We start from the raw sequence: 21,136 nt of genomic DNA, 5'->3' as shown, positions 1-21,136 counted from the left end.
TATATTGATATAAGATGATTTTAAAATTAAGCTGTCAGGGGATAATCTAAACTTTCTAACGCCCGTTTTACCGCGACTAAATTGTAGGGAAAAGGGGGGTTTAAGGGGCGATAATCTAGTTCATGGGGTTCCCCATGTCGCAGTAGCGCATTCACCATTAAACAGTCTTCTGTACCCAGATTAACTGCACCGTGAGGAACCCCTGGGGGAATTTTAACCACAGTTGGAACCCGATCACTCAAGGGAATATAACGATATTGACGATTCTGTAAAATCACTAAGACAAATTGACCTCGGACGACCAATAATTGATCAGTTTGAAAACGATGGACAAATAACTTCTCTACCGCGCCCGCTTCAACCTGTACTGTCATCGTTTCATCGCTGGTTTGAGGAGTGAAAAATTCAACCATCCCAGACCTCATTGAGTTGAGTCTGCGAACTTCAACTTGGTGGATCAGACCCATATTGATAGTCCTCACAATGCAAAATGTTATGCTTTTGTCAAGTATAAGCGGTGTTTTTGTAAAATTTTGTAATAAAATTAACGAAATTCGAGAATCGAGGCATAAATGCCTCACTACGGTAATAGAATTAACGAAATTCGAGAATAGAGGCATAAATGCCTCACTACGGGTTTTCCATGAATGGAGGCATAAATGCCTCACTACGGTAATGAAACACACTCAGTACAGAATGCGATCGCCCTTTTCTACAATTTCTATGAATTTTTATAAATGTTCTCTGTTGATTTCTCTGATTAGTTTAACCCTAAGTTCCTGTGGGTCTTCTCCAAATTCTACCTCAACAAACCCAACTAATTCCAATCAGCAACCCACAGAAAAAACCCTAAAATTATTATATTGGCAAGCACCAACTATTCTGAATCCCCATTTATCAACCGGGTTCAAAGATTCCGAAGCTAGTCGGATTACTTTAGAACCCTTAGCCAGTTTCAACAATGAATTAGAATTAGTGCCTTTCTTAGCCGCAGAAATTCCGACCTTAGAAAATGGAGGAATTGCTAAAGATGGTAAATCAGTGACATGGAAACTGAAAAAAAATGTTAACTGGTCTGATGGTAAACCCTTTACAGCAGATGATGTAATTTTTACTTATGAATTTATTAGTAATCCCAAAGTTGGAACTACGACATCTGGGACGTATGAGATTATTAAAAATATTGAAAAAATTGATGATCACACCATCAAAATTAACTTTAAATCCGTAACCCCTGGATGGTATTCTGTGTTTGTAGGAACCGAAGGAATGATCTTACCTCGTCATATTTTTCAAGCCTATAATGGAGAAAATGCTCGACAAGCACCTGGTAATTTAAAACCCATAGGAACTGGCCCCTATCGAGTGGTAGAATTTAAACCTGGGGATGTGGTTGTTTATGAAGCTAATCCCAATTTTCGAGAAGCCAAACAGTTAGAATTTGAACGCTTAGAGTTAAAAGGGGGAGGGGATGCAGCATCAGCAGCAAGGGCAGTTTTGCAAACGGGAGACGCGGATTATGCCTATAATCTTCAGGTAGAATCTAATGTTTTAAAACCCTTAGAAGCGACGGGAAAAGGTAAGGTTATTTCTAATTTTGGAGCATTAATGGAACGAATTTTGATTAATCAAACCGATCCGAATAAAACTACACCCGATGGAGAAAGATCGAGTTTAAAATTCCCCCATCCTTTCTTTAGTGATCCTAAAGTACGTCAGGCTTTAAGTTTAGCAATCAATCGAGAGATTATTGCTAATCAACTCTATGGAATTTTAGGAAAATCTACTTCTAATTTTGTAGTTAATCCGGCTCAAGTTGTTTCTCCTAATACCACCTATCAATTTAATTTAGAAAAAGCCGCAAAACTATTAGATGAAGCGGGATGGAAAGATACAAATAATAATGGGATTCGAGATAAAAATGGGGTAGAAATGAACTTAGTTTTTCAAACTTCCGTTAATCCTTTACGGCAAAAAACCCAAGAAGTGATTAAACAATCCTTAGAGCAATTAGGTATGAAAGTAGAACTCAAAAGTATTGATCCCAGTGTATATTTTTCCGGTGATCCTGCTAATCCCGATACTACAGAAAGATTTGCGGCGGATTTACAATTATTTAGTACCGGAAATACTAATCCCGATCCCACCGCCTATTTAAAAACCTATACCTGTGATCAAATTCCTCAAAAAGCGAATAATTGGATAGGGAATAATTATTCTCGCTATTGTAACCCAGAATATGATGCACTTTGGAAACAAGCGACCACTGAAATTAACCCCGAAAAACAAAAAAAAATCTGGATTAAAATGAATGATATGTTAGTTAATAATTATATTGTGATTCCCTTAATTCATCGGGCGGAAGTTGAAGGAGTCAATAAAAATTTAACGGGCGTAGAATTAACCCCTTGGGATTTAACCGTCTGGAATATCAAAGATTGGAAAAAGACCCCCTAGTAAGCCCCGTAGTAAGCCCTTCAGGGCTATCTTTTATTTTATTATTATTTCTTAATTAACCCACCATGACCCGATACCTAATTAACCGGATTTTAACCTCCATTCCCACCCTAATAGCTATTAGTATGGTAGTGTTTTTAATCCTAGCATTAGCTCCCGGTAATCCGATGGGAGAATTTGCTAATAATCCTTCAATTACACCCGAAGTTAGAGAAAATATTAAGCGATCGCTAGGTTTAGACCAACCCATTCCCATCCGGTATTTAAAATGGATTTGGGCATTTTTACAAGGAGATCTCGGCTATTCCTTTACCAGTCGCAGCCCGGTTTTAGATTTAATTTTCCAACGTTTACCGACAACCCTTTGGATTATGGGGGCGGCTTATAGTTTAGCGGTTTTAATCGCCTTTCCCTTGGGGATTATTTCGGCATTAAAACGCTATTCTTTTTGGGATCAAATCATCACAACGGTTTCCTTTATTGGGTTTTCCTTACCCACATTTTTTACAGGGTTACTATTTATTATTATTTTCAGTGTTCAACTTAAATGGCTTCCTTTCATTTATAATAGTACCTTAGAAGTGACAAATTTACAAACATTTTGGCAACAAATCCAACAGTCTATTATGCCCGTTTGTGTGTTAGGATTTTATCAAGCTGCAATTTTAATGCGGTTTATTCGTTCTTCTTTTTTAGAACAGTTGAATCAAAATTATGTTCGCACCGCTTATGCTAAAGGTTTACCTAAATTGAATGTAATTAATGGTCATATTTTAAGAAATGCCTTAATTCCGGTCGTAACCTTAATTGCTTTACAAATTCCCGGTTTATTTGCTGGATCATTAGTCACCGAACAGGTGTTTAGGATTCCCGGTATTGGAGCGTTATTAATTGATTCAATTTTTCGCAGTGATACCCCGGTAATTATGGGAATTACGATGGTTTATGCCATTTTAGTGGTAATTTTCAACCTATTTGCTGATATTTTATATGGGTTTTTAGATCCTAGAGTTCAATATTAATTATTAAATATGACTGTAATTAAACCTTCAGAAACAACTTCCAAAAACCGCCAACCCAGAAGCCTAATTCAGACTGCTTGGCGACAGTTTAAACGGGATAAAATCGCCCTTTTAGGATTAATTATTTTAGGATTAATGATTTTATCTGTAATTATTGGCCCTGGGATTTATGGAATTTCTCCGACAGAAATTGATTTTGTTAATTCCCTTTCTCCGCCAACGGGAAAACATTTTTTTGGAACTAATGATTTAGGACAGGATCAATTAGCCCGTTTATTAATAGGAGGACGAGTTTCTTTAACCGTTGGTGTCGCAGCCATGGCGGTAGCAATTTTATTCGGAACATTAGTAGGGGCGATCGCCGGATTTTATGGGGGAATTATTGATAGTTTGCTAATGCGATTAACAGATTTATTTATTTCTTTACCCCAATTACCTGTATTATTATTAGTAATCTATTTATTTCGAGAATCTATCAAACAAATTGTCGGGCCAGAAGTGGGAATTTTCCTATTAATTATTATAGTAGTTGGCGGGTTAAATTGGATGTCGGTAGCGCGATTAGTTAGGGCGAGTTTTCTAACCACAAGAGAACAGGATTTTGTCACCGCAGCAAAAGCTATTGGTGCGTCTTCTCGGCGATTAATTTGGGTACATATTCTCCCGAATGTTTTAAGTCCGGTAATTGTAGCAGCGACTTTAGCGGTGGGAACTGCTATTATTACAGAATCGACATTAAGTTTTTTAGGATTAGGATTTCCCCCCGATGTTCCTACCTGGGGAAGAATGCTTTATGATGCTCAAAACTATTTAGAAACCGCCCCCTATTTAGCTTTATTTCCCGGGTTAGCGATTTTTTTAACGGTTTTGAGTATCAATGCTGTGGGGGATGGTTTAAGGGATGCTTTAGATCCCCAATCCCATTAATTTATTGTTATGTAAAATACACAATTTTTTCTAATTGGAAATTAATAATGGAGAAATTAGTTATATTTAAAAAGTACAATAAAACCATAACTATCTAATAAAATCCATGAACTTGACTCTCCCCACTGAACTCCTGCAAACCGCCCAAATGACTGAAGCAGAAATGCTTCAGGAAATTGCCATTATGCTTTATCAGCAGCAGCGTATTTACTTAGAACAAGCTGCAAAAATCACCGAAATGACCATCCATGATTTCTACCAACTGCTCGTTGATCGCAATCTGATCACGCCACCCACTGACCCCGACGACGAACCCAACGAACTTATTCTCGCCAGTCTTCGCACTTCCCTTCAACAAGCTAAAGAAGGTAAAGTACAACCTATATCTGAACTGTGGGATAACATTGATGTCTGAACAAATCCCCTACATTAAAATTTTTTTCTCCGATGATTTCAAGACCAGAATTCGCGCCCTTGCGAAACGCTATCGTAGTATTCGCAATGACCTACAACCCTTAATTAATGACCTTCAATCGGGCAACTTTATCGGCGATCAAATTCAAGGAACGGGCTACACTGTCTTTAAGGTTCGCCTCAAAAATAGTGACATTTCAAAGGGTAAAAGTAGCGGATATCGTGTTATTTATCAACTTAAAGATAATACTTGTATCCTGATGCTGCTCATCTATGCAAAATCTGACCAAACAGACATTTCAACTAACCAAATTCGAGATGTAATCAATAAATTTTACCAATGATTAACTTAACTCTCGGTCAAATCTTGCGTCAATTTAGCCTAATTTTAATTAGTCTAGGTTTAATTATAGCTTGTAATTCAATATTTGCACCCGACAAGAAAACTTCTAATATTCTTAAAGTTGCCACCGATCCCGCTTGTCCCCCCTTTCAATTTCAAGAAAATCAAGTTTTACCTAAGAATTGACATGATGGATTTTATGTGTTATTAATTAAGTTATAAAATTAAACATAGTCAACCATGAAATATAAATTATTGGCAATTTTAGCCATGTTTACACCCGTTATTTTTGTAGCCCCAACGGTGGCTCAATCTAATACAACTGATCCGGCTGTTTTTTTAAAAGGTAATGCTCGCTCCTGTCAAGGATGTAATTTACAAGGGGCAGATTTAAGCAAGCAAAGCCGAGTTAATGCTCAACTGAGACAAGCCGATTTGACCAATGCCAACTTTAATGATGCCAACTTCCGAGGAGCATTTTTTACCTGTGCAAACCTCTCCAATAGCACCATGAGAAACACTAATTTTTCCTTTGCTAATTTTGTCGATGCTAACTTAAGTGGAGTCGATTTAAGTGGCGCAGATTTAAGTAGAACGGACTTAAGTGGAGCAATTATTGATGAAAGAACTAATTTTTCTGGAGCTAATTTAACTGGAGCAAAACTCTGGGATGCAGCCACAATTTTCCGACCCGGAATGGATTTAAGTACAATTCCGCGAGATTACACAATAGAAAGTCAGCGCGTCAAATGCAATAACAGAAGATAACATCAGTCATCAGTCATCAGTTATCAGTTATCAGTCATCAGTTTATTACCCATTACCTATTACCTATTTATATGACATCAACAGTTTTGATTACAGGTGCGTCTCAAGGAACGGGTAAAGCAACAGCTTTATTATTTGCAAAAAAAGGCTATAATGTAATTTTAGCTGCCCGGGAATCGGAACGTTTAGAAACCCTAGCAAATGAAGTTTTATCTTTAGGGGTTTCTACCCTAGCGATTCCGACAGATGTAACTAATATTGAGCAGGTTAAATATTTAGTCAATCAATCCTTAGATTATTATGAAAGTATTGATGTTTTAGTAAATAATGCTGGAATTTGTTTGACCGCATCGGTGGAACATACAACCCTAGAAGATTGGCATAAATTAATGAATACAAACTTCTTTGGTTATGTAAATATGATTCATACATTATTACCCCATTTTTTGAAACAGAAACAAGGAACAATTGTGAATGTTGGTTCTTTTGGCGGGAAAATGCCCCTTCCCCAAATGGCGGCCTATTGTGCTAGTAAATATGCGGTGACGGGACTCACAGAATCCTTGAGGTTGGAAGTGCAAAAAAAAGGAATTAATGTCTGTGCTGTTCATCCGGGGATTATTAATAGTAATTTTCTCGAAAGAGCGCAATTTCGGGGAGAAGATGAGTTAGAAATTGAACAACTACGTCAACGCTTGGACTCCGCTTTAGCTTCGACTTGGGTAAGTCAACCGGAAGATATTGCTCAAGCGATTTGGAATGCGGTGGAGAAAAAACAAGCTGAAGTGGTGGTAGGGCCAGCCCTATTAGCAACAGAAACCTATCGATTATTTCCTGGATTAATCCAGTTAATTTTGAATTAAAAATACCCCAATTGTATTATATCAAATGGCTAAAAAATATTTAATTTTTGCTAGTCCTTATATTTTTAGGATTACAAGTATGGAAGTTCAGCCATCAAGTCATCATCCTTATACTTTAATGGGTGCAATTTGTTTTGATCGTTATGATCGTTATGAAGGAGAAAAATGGTTTGAAAAAGCGATTGAAAGAGGTGCTTCTTGTGAGTCTATTGATGTAGAAATTAAGAAATCTGTAGCTAGAATGAAAGATAAAGATAAAAGAGATAAAATGATTAGAGATTTAATTAAAAAGGATTCACGCAGGTATAGTTAGGCTAATAAGTATTTAAGTAAAAACACTCACAAAAAATTAAGTTAAACTTTGAAATTGATTGGGCGATCGCTCTTTGATGTTTGGGGGAGTTGAGGTGCGATCGCTTTGCAATTCTGTTCTATAATATAGTTAGACTTAATCATACCCTAAAAACAATGAAAGGCTACATACAAGGACAAACAATTATTCTTTTAGAAACCTTACCTGAAAATCTCAGAGAAGGTGATGAAGTAGATGTTTCAATCACAACCAAACCTCAAAAACAATATCCTTTTCCTACATTTAAACTAGGAGTTAAAGAAGAATATCTTAATCGAGAAAAAATTTATGAACCAGAAAATTAGAGTATTGTTTGATACCAATATTTTAGTATATGCCCATGATGAATCTGCAACTTATCATACAGATTCGGCAGAATTGTTAAAATTAGCTATAGAAAATCAAATTCAAGGAATATTAGCCGAGCAAAATATTATTGAATTATATCGCATTTTAACTAATTCTGTGGCGATGAAAGGAACACCTTTAACTCCTTTACAAACAAATAATTTAATTAACTCTATTTATTTGAATGGTAATTTTGAAATTCTTTATCCTACTAAGTTAACAGTAGAGAAAGTCTTAGAATTAGCAGTTAATAATAATGTAACTTCAGCAAAAATTTTCGATATTCGTCTTGTTGCTTTAATGTTAATTTTGATAGCCATGCCAAATATTATATCAACAAAATAATCAAATTAAGAATTTTTGCGATCGCTTTTTGGGGTAAAGGGGAGTTTAGGGTGCGATCTCTATAAACGTCTTTTCCACTGTTGGGGATCACGTTTGACATGGAAACAAGCCAAGATAAAAATAATATCATCTTGAATTAGATAAAACAAACCATAGGGAAATCTTGGCAATAATTTTCGGCGTACATTATTATAAATAATAGGGTAAGCCAAAGGATTTTGTTGAATCGCAGTTAAATTTTTATCTACAACTCTAATAAACTCCGATCCCAGTTGACTAATTTGTGATTCATACCACTGATAAGCCTCATCTAAATCTAATTCAGCCTCCTCTGAAATTTTAATTTTATATGTCATTTTTAATAATTCTTTGCTTAACTACTTCCCAAGATTCACCTTGATTTTCAATATTTTGATAGGATGCTAAACGCCGATCTAATTCTTGTTTCTGAGATTGAGTTAAAGGAATTTGATCCGCATCAATAACAATACTATCCCAAATATCTTCTATTAATTTAATCTTTTCGGGAATAGTTAGGGGTAAAATTTGTTCAGACAAGAGACTATTCATAAATTAAACCATGTAACTTGATAATCTTACCTTAGCTTAACTGATTTTTATCATTTTGTGTCATTTTTAATGATTGCAAATCGCTCTTGGGAGTTAGTGGTGCGTTAGCGCAGCTTACCGTAGGTATCGCTCTTTAGGATTTAGGGAAGGTTGAGGTGCGATCGCTCTTTAGTGTGGGGGAGTTGGTGGTGCGATCGCTGCGATGGAGCATCTATATTTTTAATAATTTTATCACCCCAATCAATTAAAATAAAATCAGTGATTTCACCAAATCAGAGGGGATTGATAGACCCATGTACATGAATGATTATCTCAAAGATAAACAAGCGGAATTTATTCATCGTCTCAAAACTGGATTAAGCAGTTTACTCTGTTATCAAAGACAGGGAATCTATGGAGAGATTAAAACCCTTTCTGGTCAAGACTTAAACCCCATTCGTCAACACGCTTGGGATATGGTTAGAAAATATAGGAAAGCTGACCCCCAGGTGGTTTTCAGGAATACGATGATGGGAAAATTGGGAGAAGAAATAGTTAAGAAATATTTAGGGGATTTTGTCAGTAATATTAACTATGAAATTATCCCCGAAAGTGGCGATGGTCGAATTGATCTCCGTATTGGTACGGATGATTCTATCGGAATTCAAGTTAAAACTCGCTATAGTTTCCCAACTTCAGCGCAATGGTGGGTAAGTTGGGAAGAAATCACTAAAAATCAAGCTATTGTTTGTATATTAATTTATTCTAATTCTCCGAATATTGTTAGATTTGATGAGTTTCAATCAGAATATTCCGCAATTATTGCCGGGTTTATACCCGCAAGTTTACTTCAGAAACGTATAGAACAAAAAGAAATCGGTTTAGAATATCATCAGAATAAAAGTATTGTTAAATTGAATATTAGTGACTTACATTATGGCGATGGTCTAAGAAATTTCTTAAAAGGATTAACTAATAATCCTGAATTTTACCTAGAATCAGGCTTAAATTGTGCCGAACAACAGAAAGATTATACCTCAGCGATTAAAAACTATACCAAAGCACTAAAACTGCAACCAACTTATGCAGACGCCTATCGCTATCGCGGCTTGGCTTACTTTAAATTAGGCAAAAACACCGAAGCAATTGATGATTTATTAGATGCTTCCGATTTATATTCAAAACAAGGCAATATTAACGCAGTTCAAAATATTAATTTAATGATTAGAGATGCTCAAAAAATTAATCAAGTTCTCCCTTCTTTGCCAAAATGGAATTGTACTCAAACCATAAAAGCTCATTCTGCTCATATTTTTTGCTGTACTATTAGCACCAACGGTCAAATTTTAGTTACCGGAAGTAAAGATAAAACCGTTAAGGTTTTAAATCCCCAAACTGGAGAAATATTACACAGTTTTACAGGACATCGAGATTATATTTATGCCGTTGCTATTAGTCCGAATAATTCCTTAATTGCCAGTGGTAGTTGTGATAATACCATAAAACTCTGGAATTTAAAAACCGGAGAATTAATTAAAACTATTACAATTCATTCCCATTATATCACCAGTTTAAAATTCACTCCCGATGGCGAAAACTTAATTAGTGGTAGTTGGGATTATACCGTGCAGTTATGGAAAGTCGCAACCGGAGAAAACCTGAGAACTCTTTATAGACATTCTGGCGAAGTTGATTGTGTTGATATGACTTCCAATTGGGATTTTATTGTTAGTGGAGGCCGGGATAAACGAGTAATTATTTGGGACTTGAGAAATATGAAAATTTGCCGGACTTTAATTCAACGATTTTATATTAGATCCTTAGCAATTAGTCCCGATAATCAATTCATTGTCACCAGTAGCGATGATGGTAAAATCTTTATTTGGAATCTGCAAAAAGGTCAACTCCTCCACACCTTAAATCATCATAAAAATTGGATTTATACCGTTGCCATTAGTCCCGATGGTAATATAATAGCTAGTTGTAGTGCTGATCAAACCATTAATATATGGAATTTACACACCGGAGAATTAATTGATAGTTTAAACCCTCAAGGCGGTGCAATTTATTCAGTTACATTTATTACCCAAGATGGTCATACTCTTGCTAGTAGTCATGGAGATGGCACAATTAAAATTTGGCAACAAACGTAGTAAGCCCTTTAGGGCTTCATTCCCCAAACTTAGAGAAAAAATCACACTCCTAAAAGTAGTAAGCCCTTTAGGGCTTCATTCCCCAGAATTAGTAACAAAACCCAAAACCAATAACAAGAAATTAAATTTATTAGTATTAGGTTTAGGGGATTAAGCCCTGAAGGGCTTACTACGGAGGCCCCTGATTAAGCCCGGTCGGGCTTACTACGGAGGCCCCTGTCTGCTATCCTTAAACAGATGTTAAAACGTGGTCAAATTATTGGGAATTGAGAGGAATTCTCAAAGTCCCATTAGTTGTAAACGGTATTATCCATTTAGGTTAGACTATGGATTTTTCGACTCTTGTAGCCCAGTTGAATACTGGGGTTATTTGGCCAGAAGGGATTGTGATTATTACCCTCTTGGTGGTGTTGGTGGGTGATTTAATTGTCGGGCGCAGTCGGTCTTCTCTGTGGACACCTTATGCGGCGATCGCGGGTTTACTGATTTCCGTCGGGGTATTATACACTCAATGGGACAATAGAAATACCATCGCCTTCCTCGGCAGTTTCAATGGCGATGACCTGAGCATCGTGTTTCGGGGGATTATTGCCATAACTTCAGCCGTCACTATTTTGATGTCCATTCGCTACATTGAACAGACGGGAACCGCCTTAGCTGAATTTATCGCCATTCTATTAACCGCAACATTAGGGGCAATGTTCCTCTCCGGGGCGAATGAATTAGTCACCATTTTTGTGGCTCTGGAAACCTTAAGTATCTCCTCTTATTTATTAACAGGATATACCAAACGTGACCCCCGTTCCAATGAAGCTGCGTTGAAATATTTATTAATTGGAGCCGCCAGTTCCGCCGTATTTCTTTATGGTTTATCCCTACTATATGGACTATCGGGCGGTCAAACCAATTTAACCGAAATTGCCAAGGTTTTAGCCCAATCAAACGGCGAATCTTTAGCGGTGGTTATCGCTTTAGTTTTCGTAATTGCTGGAATTTCTTTTAAAATTTCTGCGGTTCCCTTTCACCAATGGACACCGGACGTTTATGAAGGTTCACCAACTCCAGTGGTGGCATTTTTATCCGTCGGTTCCAAAGCCGCAGGATTTGCCCTAGCCATTCGTTTACTGATTAACGCCTTTCCCACCGTTGCCGATGAATGGCGCTTTGTATTCACCGCCTTAGCCATCCTGAGTATGATCTTAGGAAACGTGGTAGCCTTGGCGCAAACGGGCATGAAACGGATGTTAGCCTATTCTTCCATTGCCCAAGCCGGGTTTGTGATGATTGGGTTAATTGCCGGAACTGAAGCGGGATATTCCAGCATGGTATTCTACCTGTTGATTTATCTGTTTATGAACTTGGGTGGCTTCATTTGTGTGATTCTATTCTCCCTGAGAACTGGAACCGATCAAATTAGTGAATATAGTGGATTGTATCAAAAAGATCCCCTATTAACCCTGTGTTTAAGTATTTGTCTATTATCCCTGGGTGGTATTCCCCCCTTAGCTGGATTTTTTGGCAAAATTTACCTGTTTTGGGCAGGTTGGCAAGCGGGTCTATATAGTTTAGTATTGTTGGGTTTAGTCACCAGTGTGATCTCGATTTATTACTATATTCGAGTCGTAAAAATGATGGTGGTCAAAGAACCCCAAGAAATGTCGGATGTGGTGAAAAACTATCCCGCAGTTCAGTGGAATTTACCTGGAATGCGTCCCCTACAAGTGGGTTTAGTTTTAACTTTGGTAGCAACTTCTTTGGCGGGGATTTTATCAAATCCGTTATTTACCTTATCCACCGAAGCTATTACTCATAGCACCATGTTTGACGGTGTATTGGTGAAAACAAAAACCGTTGCTCATCTAACAAAATCTCCGTTAATTTCCCAACGAGATTAGATACCCTTAAATTCCTATTAACAATGGGGACTTTGATCTTTTGTTTCCCCCCTCCCCCCTATTTTTATTTTAGGGGGGTTTATAATAGGAATTAAAGTTTAAGGATAAAACTATCAGGTTTGTATTTGTTGGTAGAAAGAAATCTTGCGATCGCCTCGCCTGCAAAAGCTCTATAATCCAGAAATGGCAAAAGTTTTGGGAGAGTGACAGAAGAGGGATATCATGTAGATAACCTTTAAAAGACATATTCTTTAATTTGAGTTAGGAGTTAATCATGGGACTAATGGATGGATTGTTAGGTAACGCATCTGAAATCGATTCAGAAAAGCTACAGGCGGGACTGGTGAAACTTTTAGCAGAGGGTGAGTCTGTAGAAAGGGCTTATCAGTTAATTCGGGATTTAATTGTATTCACCAATAAACGATTAATCTTTGTTGATAAACAAGGAATCACCGGAAAAAAAATTGAATATCATTCTATTCCTTACCGCAGTATTATTCATTTTAGCATTGAAACATCGGGACACTTTGACCTCGATGCTGAATTAAAAATCTGGATATCGGGAAGTTCTGCACCCATAGAAAGGGAGTTTAACAGAAGGTTAAATATCTATGAAGTTCAAAGTGTTTTAGCCTATTATGTATTGAAGTAAACCACGATTTCATATCTTCATTGATCTAGTTTTTGATAAAGATTTAACCAAGATTCAATCATCTCCTTTAATTTTTGTTTTTCGGCTTGATTAATGCTTTGAGGATCAAAACGATAACGATAATGAAGTTCAACTATAGAGGATAAATCATCTATTAACAGATTTTGAGGTAACTCCCATTTTAATCGTTTCATCCAAGATTTTAAAGACTCAGAGGGATAACGAAAAAAACCTAAATTATTGAGAGATTTCTCAATCTTATAAAATTCTGAATCTGTACCCAGTTTTTGAACTGGTAAGATAGGCGTTGATGGGATTTTTTTAGACTTGAAACGATGGACTCTTTTTTTCGCCTGAAACCCAACAATTAACAATATAGGAATGATAAATAACCCGCTATATTTTAATAGATTTATGGTGGGGATAGATTTTAAAAATAGAGTCAATTGAAACCATAAAAAAGACCCAATATCGGTGATAAATTCCCATTTAGATGCCGTCGCATCTTCAAAAGCAGACCATCCCGCCGGAGTGGTATCAAAATTTTGCCAAACCCCATCTAAATAAACTAAAGTCCAAGCATGACTATCCCGACCTCGAACAATAAATTGATTCTCTAGGGGGCTAAATTCACTAACAGAAAACCCAATCGCATAACGGGCTGGAATTCCAACTTCCCGCAATAAAAGTGTTGTGGCTGTGGCAAAATATTCACAGTGTCCCGACCGATTTTTGAGTAAAAAAGTAGAGAGTGGTGTGGTCTTTTGGTCTTGTCCTAATAATTTCAAAGAATAATCAAAATTATTATTAAAAAAATCTTGAACCTGTTTTAAAATTTCTTGAGGGGGTTTTCCTTTTAAATTTAATTCCTGGGCAATTTGAGCAATGGCTGGTTTTTCTGATTTAGGAATTTGTAAGTCGGCTGGCGTGGGAGAACTATCAATACTAATACTAGAATTAAATAAAACTTGATAGGATATTAAATCTGGTTTACTTTCTATTTTAACTGTACTATATTGATTTTTTTCTAAACTTAAAACAGGTAATTGATCAATTTGAAATGCTCCATTGGGAAGTTTTAATAACCCTTTTCCATCCTTTAGCTGTCCAGAAATTGTGATTTTAGAATAGTTAAAATCAGGTTTTGCTAATAACCAAGTTGTTGAATTTTGAGCAGGTTGAATCGGCTGAAATTGAGAATCTGCTGCTAACCAACTGGATAAATTATATTTATTATAGCTAGATTGTCTCAGAAGAATAGGTGTTGTTTTTTTGTCCTCCGTAGCTACTCTAAAAAATATGTGATTAGAACGTTTTAAAACCCCGATATCACCCATAGCTGTCCTTCTTTGAAAGGGATCAGCATCTTGGGAAGATAAACCGCTTAATTTTTCAATTACGGCTTGTTCAAAGGTTAAATGGAGGCGGTGGAGTCCCATAAATCCAACCATTCCTAAACTTCCTGAAATGATTATTAACCCTGTCCAAATTAGGGGAGAAAATCGTTTAGATCGACCAGAAAAGAGGGTAATTGCTACCAATAAAAACATCCCAACGTAAAACGATATATCTTGAATATTTACCGCACTGGTCGAGATAATACAAAGAATGAAATAGGGATAGGTTAAATTCAGATAAAAACTTTCTTGTTTTTGTGAGGACAAAAAAGAATTTAAGAATAAAAATAGATAACGAATATTAAAGCGATCGCTGATGGCATAAATTTGAGCAATGATCAGGGGAAAAAGCAGGATGGGCAGCCATTGTAATAGAGTATAAATAAATTCAATTGAGCGATTAATAATAATTAAAATAAAGGTAACTAAAATTATAAGAATTAAACAAAAATAGGCTATATTTTTAATATCTTTAGAGGATAGATCCCACCGCCATTGAATCCACCGGGAACCTTCAATAATTAAAGCCATTGGTAGGGCAAAAATTAATAGCCCTGTTTGCCATCCCCAAAAGATTAAAGTTACACCTAACAGCAAGGGTGGGGTTTTCATGGTTTCATTAACTCCTCTTGAATTTTGCCTAAATGTAATGGATAAAAAGTCGTAAAATTATTATTGAGAGATTCTAAGTCAAGCTGTTTTTTAGAATTTTGATCATCTGTCACTACTAAAACCAAAGTATGAATCCCCATACTATTAAGATGATTAATTAGGGTTTTGCGGTGTTCATCCCAATCAATAAAAATACAGATACACCCACTTAATAGGGAAACCCTATCCATGATAATCGGAATAATAGAATCAAAGGTTTTATCCTGACAACAAACAACAGAGGCTAAAATTTCTAACATTTTATCTGTATGACTTAACCCTCGACCAAAGGTAAAACAATAGGCTTCATGACCGACAAACATTAAATCTAATAAAGATTCTTGAGTTTGAATTTCATAGGCAACAGAAGCAGCAATGGCGATCGCTTCTTCCAAACATTCACTATATTTTAAAGGATGAAAGGTATCTAAAATTAAAGCATGGCGGACAAAAAATTCATCCTGTTCCTCTTTAACAATTGGTTTGCCTAATTTTGCCCAACTTTTCCAATGAATTTTCCTTAAAGAATCCCCCGGACGGTAATCTCGTAAAGCTCTAAATTCTTCCGAATCTCCAACGGAAGAAGCGAGGCTAACACCACCGGATTGATATTGTTTTGAGCCGGGAAGTTTAATCGGTGGAACCTGATAAAATGGAGGAAGAATTAATAAAGATTGAGGTAAAAAAATCGTCTTTCGAGCATAGATAAGACCCAAAGGATCACAACAAGAAACCGTTAAACTGTTGAATTGCAAAACTCCCCGGCGGGAGGGTATAATATTAATCTCAATTTCCGTTGAACGTCGAGGAAGAAGGGGAGGCAAATCTTGAGGTTTTGCTAGGGCATATTGTTTTTGATTAATTAACCATAACCAGCGATAATAACCTAATATTTTATCAATAGAATTTCGCTGTTTTTCTCCAGGTTCTGGAGTTTCAATAAACTCTTGTAGAGTCGGACGGGGATCGGCAAAATTTTCAATAATTTGCAATCCTATTTGAGTTTTATTGGTGTTATTATGAATAATAATACGCGACTTAAAAGGGACACCCACCGTGGCAAATCGGGGTAAAGTTCGAGTTGCATTAAAACGGAACCGAAACCATAGACCTGAAATGCGAGAAACCACCAGGAGAGAGACGAGAAAGGTAAATATTTGATAGGTCAAACTTTGGTTAGTATCTAATCCCAAAAAAGCCGTAACTACGACACCCGAAAGAACTATTAACCCACGAGTTGTAAATCGTTTTCTCCGAGATTGTTTAACAGCATAACTAAAATAAAATAGGCGATAAAATAACCTTTTCATTTCTCATTAATTGAGTTATTTAACATCAGGTTTTGGTAGTATCAGCGTCTAACTGCTGCTCTTATGGTAATTCACTTTTAACCAAAACAAATAAACTTCCATCTCCCCCTCGACCAATACGAAAAGTTTCATCGAGGTAAGTAATTTCTAAACTGGGAATGCGCCCAACGGGATTTTTTGCTGGGACAACTCGGGCGGGTTCCAGTTGCGGAGTTTTGACCCCTAAAATATTAGAAATAGCTAAATAACGTTGTTGAAAATAAACATTCAGACGGTTATTAGGCAAGCTATTGTCATCACGAACAATTTCAAAATTAGCTGTTACTTTTACATACCCAGAAATCAATCCTAATGGATGTTTGACAAAGGCTTGATTCAAAAAACTTCCCGAAGCGACATCAATAATTTGATAGATTTTCCCAACTTTTAACCCTAAAGGAAGTGAGGCTAAATTACGAATTTCTCTGGCTGTGGAATAGAGCAGTAACCAAGCACCATCTAATAATAATGGTTTAAACAGTAAGGGTCGATAGTTAGGGTTTTTAGCCTCTAATTGAATCACCATTACTTCAATTTCTGCGGCGAGATCGGGTTTAATTTTACTGTTGGTAACGGGAGATCCTCCTATTCCTCCAAGTTGGGATTGAACTGACTCAATTTTAGCGATTAATTGTTGTTTTAAGTCCGTTTGGGTTAACATCATGAATTTCATTGAGATTATCTTTTCAATAAATCAAGTTTTAGCTAAGATATATTTTAGATGATTTCAGGTAAAAATGTAAGTCTCTTGGTTCTATATTACTGACTGTGCTGATGGGACTTAAATTGATCTGGTAGGCTTTTTGCTATATCAGGTATTGAGATAATTTACAGCCTTAGCTGACATACAGGTATAATAAGAGGATAACTCAAGCATTGAAGTGATAAAAAAATGAATTCAATCCCATTTATTCAATTTAAAAATAACATCCAAGACTTTCTTGAACAAGTCATCAGTCAACATACTCCTCTCAAAATCACTGATCAAAATAGTGGGGATTTTATTATTATAAGTGCTGAAGATTGGGAACAACAACAAGAAACCTTATCTGTTTTACAAAATAGCTATTTAATGGAACAAATTACCTATTCTATGGCAACCCATACCCAAAATAAAGGCTACTCTCCCAATCAGGAAGAACTAGATGAGATACTTAGTATTTGAGGGCAACACCTGGGAAATTTATGAAGAACTGAGGCAAAAAGACAAAAACCTCCATAAAAATCTTTGTAAGATTATCAAAGAAATGCTGAGAGATGATCCCGCTAAAGGACTAGGAAAACCAGAACCGTTAAAACATAATTTATCGGGGTTGTGGTCAAGAAGAATTTCTCAAAAAGATCGTCTAATTTACAAATTTGATGATCAATATGTTTATATTTTTGCCATTGGAGGTCATTACGAGCAATTGAAGTAAAATTTAAGTAATTTTAGTGCGATCGCTAATCATCAACTTAGGCAGGAACGGGAACGGATTTGAGAATTTCTTCTACAATAACAGGGGCAGTTCTTCCTGTAAATCTTGAACGAGGTTCTAAAACTAAACGATGGGCAATAACTGGAATCGCCAATTCTTGAATATGTTCGGGGGTGACAAATTCATAGCCATCGAATAAAGCTAAGGCTTGGGCTATTTTCATTAAAGCAATAGATGCCCTCGGACTAGCTCCTAATTGTACATCGGCTGCGGTGCGAGTTGCATTAATTAAATCAACAATATAACGTTTGATTTCCGCACTAATTCTAATTTGTTTTACCTGTTGTTTTAAAGCCAATATTTCTGGCAAGGAAACACAGGATTTGAGGGTATCAATCGGATTTTGACTAATTTGATCTGAGAGTAAATTCACTTCATCTTCAGGGAGAATATAACCCAGACTAAATTGTAGGGCAAATCGATCCATTTGGGCTTCGGGAAGGGGATAGGTTCCGCGAGATTCCACGGGATTTTGAGTAGCAATTACGAAAAATAAATCCTTGAGTTTTCTCAAATTTCCATCAATACTAACTTGAGATTCTGCCATGGCTTCTAACATAGCTGATTGAGTTCGAGGAGAGGCGCGATTAATTTCATCGGCTAAAACAATATTAGCAAAAATCGGCCCTTCATGGAAATGAAAGCTGCGTTCATTCTGGTCAAAAATTGAAACTCCTAAAATATCTGAAGGTAAAAGATCTGGGGTGAATTGAATCCGTTTAAAACTAGCATCTATGGAGGCGGCAAGGGCTTTAGCAAGGGTGGTTTTTCCTGTGCCGGGATAATCTTCAAGTAGAACATGACCCCCACTAAAAAAGGCGGCTAATAGCTTTCTAATGGCAAGGGACTGCCCCTTCATCACCTGCTGAATATTATGATTAATTCTCTGATAAATCTCTTGACCGGATAGATTAGAGTTTTCCATATTAAATAATCAGTTGTAATATTGTCAACTCTATCGACCCCTCCCAACCCTCCCCTTAGCAAATGGAGGGCTAAGGATAGGATTAAATATTTTGATAAAAATCCGACAAGGATTGTTTGACAAAACCGGGTTTCTGGGATTAAATTTTAGCGGATTTTATTTGGGAGTTTTCTGTAATTCGGGGCGTTCTTCTGCTACGATTGCCCCTTCTACTGGACAAACTTGTAGACAAATTCCGCAGTCAATACAGGTGGAAAAATCAATCCAATACCAATCTGTTCCTTTGATATTTTTTTCCGGCCCTTCATGAATACAGGCAACCGGACAAGCCTCAACACAATCGGCGACACCTTCACAAATATTAGTGACAATACTATGGGGCATGGTTAATTTTCTCCGAGTTGAAAATAAGATTTAATTCTGGTTAATTATTAGAGAATTTGTTAGGGAGAGAAAGGATAGAATTGTTCTAAACTGAATTAGAAATTTCTCCCTTTTCCCACTCTAAACTTAAAGAATTTCTTCAATTTTGGGGTCGCCGTTAATATTAATCCAGGCAATTTGACCAATACCTCGACGTCGAGCATAGTCGCGGATATCTTCGGGGGTTTCCCGATGTCCTAACTCCACTTCCACCCGTAATAAATCACCAGAACACCTTAACTGACTGGCATAGGCAAAGGCGGCTGCATCTGCTTCGGGAGTTTGCGCCACCACTAACCATTCGCTGGCGGGGGTTTGATGGGGGAGTTCACCCCGTCCTAATAATACTTGATGCAGGTTTTCAGTATTCAAAGAAAACCCAATTCCCGGTTCGGTTTGTCCTTGGGGATGATACAGTCCTAGTAGTTGATCATAACGGCCTCCCTGTCCCAATACCCTTGCTCCAGATGCGGTATCACTCACGGCAATAAACACAATTCCGGTATAATAATCAAAGGTTTGAACTAAACTTAAATCCAGGGTAATTGAGGGTTGAACTTCAGAATTTTCCCAACATTTGTGCAATAATTCCATTAAGGATTTTAGGTTATTAACTGCTTGCCGTTGGGAAGAATCTAAATCTAGTTGAGAAACTTGGGATAATACTGTTTCGGGACGACCGCGTAAATCAAATAAAAATAACGCTCGCTCTCTAAGTTCCGAAGAAAGTGATAGGGATTCTAAACCAATTCTATCTAAATTAGCGATCGCAGTTCTAACTTTTTCCCGTTCTTTAGCAGGAAAAGGTGATAATAACGATTGAGTTAAACCCGCTTCTCCGATAATTAAATCGGCATTATTTAGCCCCAAGGTTTGCAGACAGTCCCGCAACAATAACAGAATTTCCGAATCAGCGCGTAACCCACCAGCGCCCAAAAGTTCCACACCCGCTTGATAAAATTCTAACTGTTGTCCGTGGTCAAGGGCTTTGCCTTTGCGGAAGACATTGGCACTGTAATAGAGGCGTTGGGGCCATGATGGTAGTTTGCCCATACGACTCGCAATGGCTCTGGCGATGGATGCGGTTAATTCGGGGCGCAGTCCTAGACCCTGATTTTCAGCATCTTGCAGTTGAATTACCGTTGAGGGTTGTACCGCACCTCCAGCCATGAGGGTGTCTAACCGTTCTAAAGTGGAGGTAATAATTCGATGATAGCCCCAACGGTGAAACACCTGTTGTAAGCGCCTTTCAATCCAAATTTTTTGAGCAACATCGAGGGGAAGTAAATCTCGCGCACCCGACGGGGGTTGATAAACCATACTTGAGAATTAAGAATTAACATAGAGTTACAAACCGATAAATTCGTAACTTTCCCTACGATACCCTATTCTGTTACCCACAAACTAAAAATTAATTAAAACTGTGATTTTTAATCCTTGGAGCCATAGGCGATATTCAAACTCACCCAAAAAATTAAACTAGAAACAATAATAATCAATGTTGCCCAAAACCAGTAGGGAAGGAATAAATATTCGGCTATTTTTCCAGTATCGGAAACTAACTGTTGACCATTAATATTGACTGAACTTTGCCCGAATAAATATTCTCTTTGATGATAGGTACTAACAATCGCTTGTACACCTAAAAATTGTACCGTCCAAGCCTGAATCCCTTGGGGAGTTTTCCAAGCTATTAATAAAACAAATAGTCCCCACAGAGACATAGCAACAGCCCCAAACCAAGTCCGTATCCATAATAATACTGAAAGCAACATCACCGAACCCAAAGCTATTAAACACCAACGGGCGGTTTTTTGACACTCTC

25 protein-coding genes and 1 pseudogene are annotated in these 21,136 nt (G+C 37.0%); 16 read left to right on the top strand and 10 right to left on the bottom strand.

Annotated features, from left to right (window positions below):
- Positions 1-26: 26 nt before the first annotated feature.
- Positions 27-467 (bottom strand): hypothetical protein, encoded by a 441-nt coding sequence (locus tag NMG86_RS05110; protein ID WP_026788949.1) that lies wholly within the window; start codon positions 465-467, stop codon positions 27-29.
- A gap of 208 nt (positions 468-675) precedes the next feature.
- On the opposite strand from NMG86_RS05110, the gene NMG86_RS05105 reads away from it, so the two are divergent.
- The 11 genes from NMG86_RS05105 (at position 676) to NMG86_RS05055 (ending at position 7,839) form a co-directional block, all read left to right on the top strand.
- Positions 676-2,457, top strand: a complete 1,782-nt coding sequence (locus NMG86_RS05105) for a peptide ABC transporter substrate-binding protein (protein ID WP_199918701.1) — start codon at positions 676-678, stop codon at positions 2,455-2,457.
- A gap of 65 nt (positions 2,458-2,522) precedes the next feature.
- A complete protein-coding gene (locus NMG86_RS05100; RefSeq protein WP_026794480.1) occupies positions 2,523-3,479 on the top strand; it encodes an ABC transporter permease in 957 nt (318 codons plus the stop codon).
- Between the two features lie 9 nt (positions 3,480-3,488).
- On the top strand, positions 3,489-4,406 hold the full coding sequence (locus tag NMG86_RS05095) for an ABC transporter permease (protein ID WP_026788946.1): 918 nt from the start codon (positions 3,489-3,491) through the stop codon (positions 4,404-4,406).
- Between the two features lie 106 nt (positions 4,407-4,512).
- On the top strand, positions 4,513-4,821 hold the full coding sequence (locus tag NMG86_RS05090) for a UPF0175 family protein (protein WP_026788945.1): 309 nt from the start codon (positions 4,513-4,515) through the stop codon (positions 4,819-4,821).
- Positions 4,814-5,164 carry a type II toxin-antitoxin system RelE/ParE family toxin gene (locus tag NMG86_RS05085; RefSeq protein WP_026788944.1) on the top strand — a complete coding sequence of 117 codons (351 nt, stop codon included), beginning with the start codon at positions 4,814-4,816 and terminating at the stop codon, positions 5,162-5,164. Before NMG86_RS05090 ends, NMG86_RS05085 begins: the two co-directional genes overlap by 8 nt.
- Positions 5,161-5,349 (top strand): hypothetical protein, encoded by a 189-nt coding sequence (locus NMG86_RS05080; RefSeq protein ID WP_026797158.1) that lies wholly within the window; start codon positions 5,161-5,163, stop codon positions 5,347-5,349. The genes NMG86_RS05085 and NMG86_RS05080 overlap by 4 nt, the downstream gene beginning before the upstream one ends.
- A gap of 54 nt (positions 5,350-5,403) precedes the next feature.
- The gene (locus NMG86_RS05075; RefSeq protein ID WP_026794483.1) at positions 5,404-5,931 is read left to right on the top strand and encodes a pentapeptide repeat-containing protein; all 528 of its coding nucleotides are present in this window, start codon (positions 5,404-5,406) and stop codon (positions 5,929-5,931) included.
- A 71-nt stretch (positions 5,932-6,002) separates the two neighbouring features.
- Positions 6,003-6,794, top strand: a complete 792-nt coding sequence (locus tag NMG86_RS05070) for an SDR family NAD(P)-dependent oxidoreductase (RefSeq protein ID WP_026797157.1) — start codon at positions 6,003-6,005, stop codon at positions 6,792-6,794.
- A 79-nt stretch (positions 6,795-6,873) separates the two neighbouring features.
- Positions 6,874-7,107 carry a hypothetical protein gene (locus tag NMG86_RS05065; RefSeq protein WP_148291976.1) on the top strand — a complete coding sequence of 78 codons (234 nt, stop codon included), beginning with the start codon at positions 6,874-6,876 and terminating at the stop codon, positions 7,105-7,107.
- 155 nt (positions 7,108-7,262) lie between these two features.
- Positions 7,263-7,451, top strand: coding sequence for a hypothetical protein (locus tag NMG86_RS05060; protein ID WP_026797155.1), 189 nt, complete (start codon positions 7,263-7,265; stop codon positions 7,449-7,451).
- On the top strand, positions 7,435-7,839 hold the full coding sequence (locus tag NMG86_RS05055) for a type II toxin-antitoxin system VapC family toxin (protein WP_026797154.1): 405 nt from the start codon (positions 7,435-7,437) through the stop codon (positions 7,837-7,839). The genes NMG86_RS05060 and NMG86_RS05055 overlap by 17 nt, the downstream gene beginning before the upstream one ends.
- Before the next feature lie 59 nt (positions 7,840-7,898).
- Here the strand turns inward: NMG86_RS05055 and NMG86_RS05050 are convergent, their stop codons facing one another.
- A complete protein-coding gene (locus NMG86_RS05050) occupies positions 7,899-8,195 on the bottom strand; it encodes a type II toxin-antitoxin system RelE/ParE family toxin (protein WP_026797153.1) in 297 nt (98 codons plus the stop codon).
- Positions 8,185-8,409: an addiction module protein gene (locus NMG86_RS05045; protein ID WP_026797152.1), complete on the bottom strand. Its 225-nt coding sequence runs from the start codon at positions 8,407-8,409 to the stop codon at positions 8,185-8,187. Before NMG86_RS05045 ends, NMG86_RS05050 begins: the two co-directional genes overlap by 11 nt.
- Positions 8,410-8,702: 293 nt before the next feature.
- Between NMG86_RS05045 and NMG86_RS05040 the strand changes: the two genes are divergently transcribed.
- The 3 genes from NMG86_RS05040 (at position 8,703) to NMG86_RS05030 (ending at position 13,088) form a co-directional block, all read left to right on the top strand.
- Positions 8,703-10,541: a WD40 domain-containing protein gene (locus tag NMG86_RS05040; RefSeq protein WP_081694452.1), complete on the top strand. Its 1,839-nt coding sequence runs from the start codon at positions 8,703-8,705 to the stop codon at positions 10,539-10,541.
- A 326-nt stretch (positions 10,542-10,867) separates the two neighbouring features.
- Positions 10,868-12,436, top strand: coding sequence for an NAD(P)H-quinone oxidoreductase subunit N (locus NMG86_RS05035; RefSeq protein WP_026788936.1), 1,569 nt, complete (start codon positions 10,868-10,870; stop codon positions 12,434-12,436).
- A gap of 274 nt (positions 12,437-12,710) precedes the next feature.
- A complete protein-coding gene (locus NMG86_RS05030; protein WP_026788935.1) occupies positions 12,711-13,088 on the top strand; it encodes a PH domain-containing protein in 378 nt (125 codons plus the stop codon).
- A gap of 17 nt (positions 13,089-13,105) precedes the next feature.
- Here NMG86_RS05030 and NMG86_RS05025 read toward each other — a convergent pair whose 3' ends face one another.
- From NMG86_RS05025 to NMG86_RS05015, 3 genes are all read right to left on the bottom strand, one after another.
- Positions 13,106-15,097: a transglutaminase-like domain-containing protein gene (locus NMG86_RS05025; RefSeq protein ID WP_043938826.1), complete on the bottom strand. Its 1,992-nt coding sequence runs from the start codon at positions 15,095-15,097 to the stop codon at positions 13,106-13,108.
- The gene (locus tag NMG86_RS05020) at positions 15,094-16,446 is read right to left on the bottom strand and encodes a DUF58 domain-containing protein (protein ID WP_026797150.1); all 1,353 of its coding nucleotides are present in this window, start codon (positions 16,444-16,446) and stop codon (positions 15,094-15,096) included. Before NMG86_RS05020 ends, NMG86_RS05025 begins: the two co-directional genes overlap by 4 nt.
- A gap of 61 nt (positions 16,447-16,507) precedes the next feature.
- Positions 16,508-17,149 carry a PAP/fibrillin family protein gene (locus NMG86_RS05015; protein WP_233422946.1) on the bottom strand — a complete coding sequence of 214 codons (642 nt, stop codon included), beginning with the start codon at positions 17,147-17,149 and terminating at the stop codon, positions 16,508-16,510.
- A gap of 228 nt (positions 17,150-17,377) precedes the next feature.
- On the opposite strand from NMG86_RS05015, the gene NMG86_RS05010 reads away from it, so the two are divergent.
- Together NMG86_RS05010 and NMG86_RS05005 are read left to right on the top strand one after the other, a co-directional pair.
- Positions 17,378-17,650 (top strand): type II toxin-antitoxin system Phd/YefM family antitoxin, encoded by a 273-nt coding sequence (locus NMG86_RS05010; protein WP_026788932.1) that lies wholly within the window; start codon positions 17,378-17,380, stop codon positions 17,648-17,650.
- Complete coding sequence (locus NMG86_RS05005) at positions 17,631-17,903, top strand: Txe/YoeB family addiction module toxin (RefSeq protein WP_026788931.1); 273 nt, start codon at positions 17,631-17,633, stop codon at positions 17,901-17,903. Before NMG86_RS05010 ends, NMG86_RS05005 begins: the two co-directional genes overlap by 20 nt.
- 37 nt (positions 17,904-17,940) lie before the next feature.
- Here NMG86_RS05005 and NMG86_RS05000 read toward each other — a convergent pair whose 3' ends face one another.
- From NMG86_RS05000 to NMG86_RS04985, 4 genes and pseudogenes are all read right to left on the bottom strand, one after another.
- Positions 17,941-18,888 (bottom strand): AAA family ATPase, encoded by a 948-nt coding sequence (locus tag NMG86_RS05000; protein ID WP_026788930.1) that lies wholly within the window; start codon positions 18,886-18,888, stop codon positions 17,941-17,943.
- Between the two features lie 156 nt (positions 18,889-19,044).
- Complete coding sequence (locus NMG86_RS04995) at positions 19,045-19,272, bottom strand: ferredoxin family protein (RefSeq protein WP_026788929.1); 228 nt, start codon at positions 19,270-19,272, stop codon at positions 19,045-19,047.
- Positions 19,273-19,398: 126 nt separating this feature from the next.
- Positions 19,399-20,631: an ATP phosphoribosyltransferase regulatory subunit gene (locus NMG86_RS04990; protein WP_026797149.1), complete on the bottom strand. Its 1,233-nt coding sequence runs from the start codon at positions 20,629-20,631 to the stop codon at positions 19,399-19,401.
- A 110-nt stretch (positions 20,632-20,741) separates the two neighbouring features.
- Positions 20,742-21,113: pseudogene (locus NMG86_RS04985) on the bottom strand (M50 family metallopeptidase); the annotation flags it as partial.
- Between the last annotated feature and the right edge of the window lie 23 nt (positions 21,114-21,136).

The organism is Planktothrix rubescens CCAP 1459/22, from assembly GCA_904830895.1.
Classification (GTDB): domain Bacteria; phylum Cyanobacteriota; class Cyanobacteriia; order Cyanobacteriales; family Microcoleaceae; genus Planktothrix; species Planktothrix agardhii.
The sequence above is the reverse complement of the archived record's forward strand: the minus strand, read 5'-3'. Positions and strand labels throughout refer to the sequence as shown.

Coding starts and splice junctions, on each gene's coding strand:
- NMG86_RS05110 (WP_026788949.1), bottom strand. CDS start 467: ATGGGTCTGATCCACCAAGTTGAAGTTCGCAGACTCAACTCAATGAGG.
- NMG86_RS05105 (WP_199918701.1), top strand. CDS start 676: ATGAAACACACTCAGTACAGAATGCGATCGCCCTTTTCTACAATTTCT.
- NMG86_RS05100 (WP_026794480.1), top strand. CDS start 2,523: ATGACCCGATACCTAATTAACCGGATTTTAACCTCCATTCCCACCCTA.
- NMG86_RS05095 (WP_026788946.1), top strand. CDS start 3,489: ATGACTGTAATTAAACCTTCAGAAACAACTTCCAAAAACCGCCAACCC.
- NMG86_RS05090 (WP_026788945.1), top strand. CDS start 4,513: ATGAACTTGACTCTCCCCACTGAACTCCTGCAAACCGCCCAAATGACT.
- NMG86_RS05085 (WP_026788944.1), top strand. CDS start 4,814: ATGTCTGAACAAATCCCCTACATTAAAATTTTTTTCTCCGATGATTTC.
- NMG86_RS05080 (WP_026797158.1), top strand. CDS start 5,161: ATGATTAACTTAACTCTCGGTCAAATCTTGCGTCAATTTAGCCTAATT.
- NMG86_RS05075 (WP_026794483.1), top strand. CDS start 5,404: ATGAAATATAAATTATTGGCAATTTTAGCCATGTTTACACCCGTTATT.
- NMG86_RS05070 (WP_026797157.1), top strand. CDS start 6,003: ATGACATCAACAGTTTTGATTACAGGTGCGTCTCAAGGAACGGGTAAA.
- NMG86_RS05065 (WP_148291976.1), top strand. CDS start 6,874: ATGGAAGTTCAGCCATCAAGTCATCATCCTTATACTTTAATGGGTGCA.
- NMG86_RS05060 (WP_026797155.1), top strand. CDS start 7,263: ATGAAAGGCTACATACAAGGACAAACAATTATTCTTTTAGAAACCTTA.
- NMG86_RS05055 (WP_026797154.1), top strand. CDS start 7,435: ATGAACCAGAAAATTAGAGTATTGTTTGATACCAATATTTTAGTATAT.
- NMG86_RS05050 (WP_026797153.1), bottom strand. CDS start 8,195: ATGACATATAAAATTAAAATTTCAGAGGAGGCTGAATTAGATTTAGAT.
- NMG86_RS05045 (WP_026797152.1), bottom strand. CDS start 8,409: ATGAATAGTCTCTTGTCTGAACAAATTTTACCCCTAACTATTCCCGAA.
- NMG86_RS05040 (WP_081694452.1), top strand. CDS start 8,703: ATGTACATGAATGATTATCTCAAAGATAAACAAGCGGAATTTATTCAT.
- NMG86_RS05035 (WP_026788936.1), top strand. CDS start 10,868: ATGGATTTTTCGACTCTTGTAGCCCAGTTGAATACTGGGGTTATTTGG.
- NMG86_RS05030 (WP_026788935.1), top strand. CDS start 12,711: ATGGGACTAATGGATGGATTGTTAGGTAACGCATCTGAAATCGATTCA.
- NMG86_RS05025 (WP_043938826.1), bottom strand. CDS start 15,097: ATGAAAACCCCACCCTTGCTGTTAGGTGTAACTTTAATCTTTTGGGGA.
- NMG86_RS05020 (WP_026797150.1), bottom strand. CDS start 16,446: ATGAAAAGGTTATTTTATCGCCTATTTTATTTTAGTTATGCTGTTAAA.
- NMG86_RS05015 (WP_233422946.1), bottom strand. CDS start 17,149: ATGATGTTAACCCAAACGGACTTAAAACAACAATTAATCGCTAAAATT.
- NMG86_RS05010 (WP_026788932.1), top strand. CDS start 17,378: ATGAATTCAATCCCATTTATTCAATTTAAAAATAACATCCAAGACTTT.
- NMG86_RS05005 (WP_026788931.1), top strand. CDS start 17,631: ATGAGATACTTAGTATTTGAGGGCAACACCTGGGAAATTTATGAAGAA.
- NMG86_RS05000 (WP_026788930.1), bottom strand. CDS start 18,888: ATGGAAAACTCTAATCTATCCGGTCAAGAGATTTATCAGAGAATTAAT.
- NMG86_RS04995 (WP_026788929.1), bottom strand. CDS start 19,272: ATGCCCCATAGTATTGTCACTAATATTTGTGAAGGTGTCGCCGATTGT.
- NMG86_RS04990 (WP_026797149.1), bottom strand. CDS start 20,631: ATGGTTTATCAACCCCCGTCGGGTGCGCGAGATTTACTTCCCCTCGAT.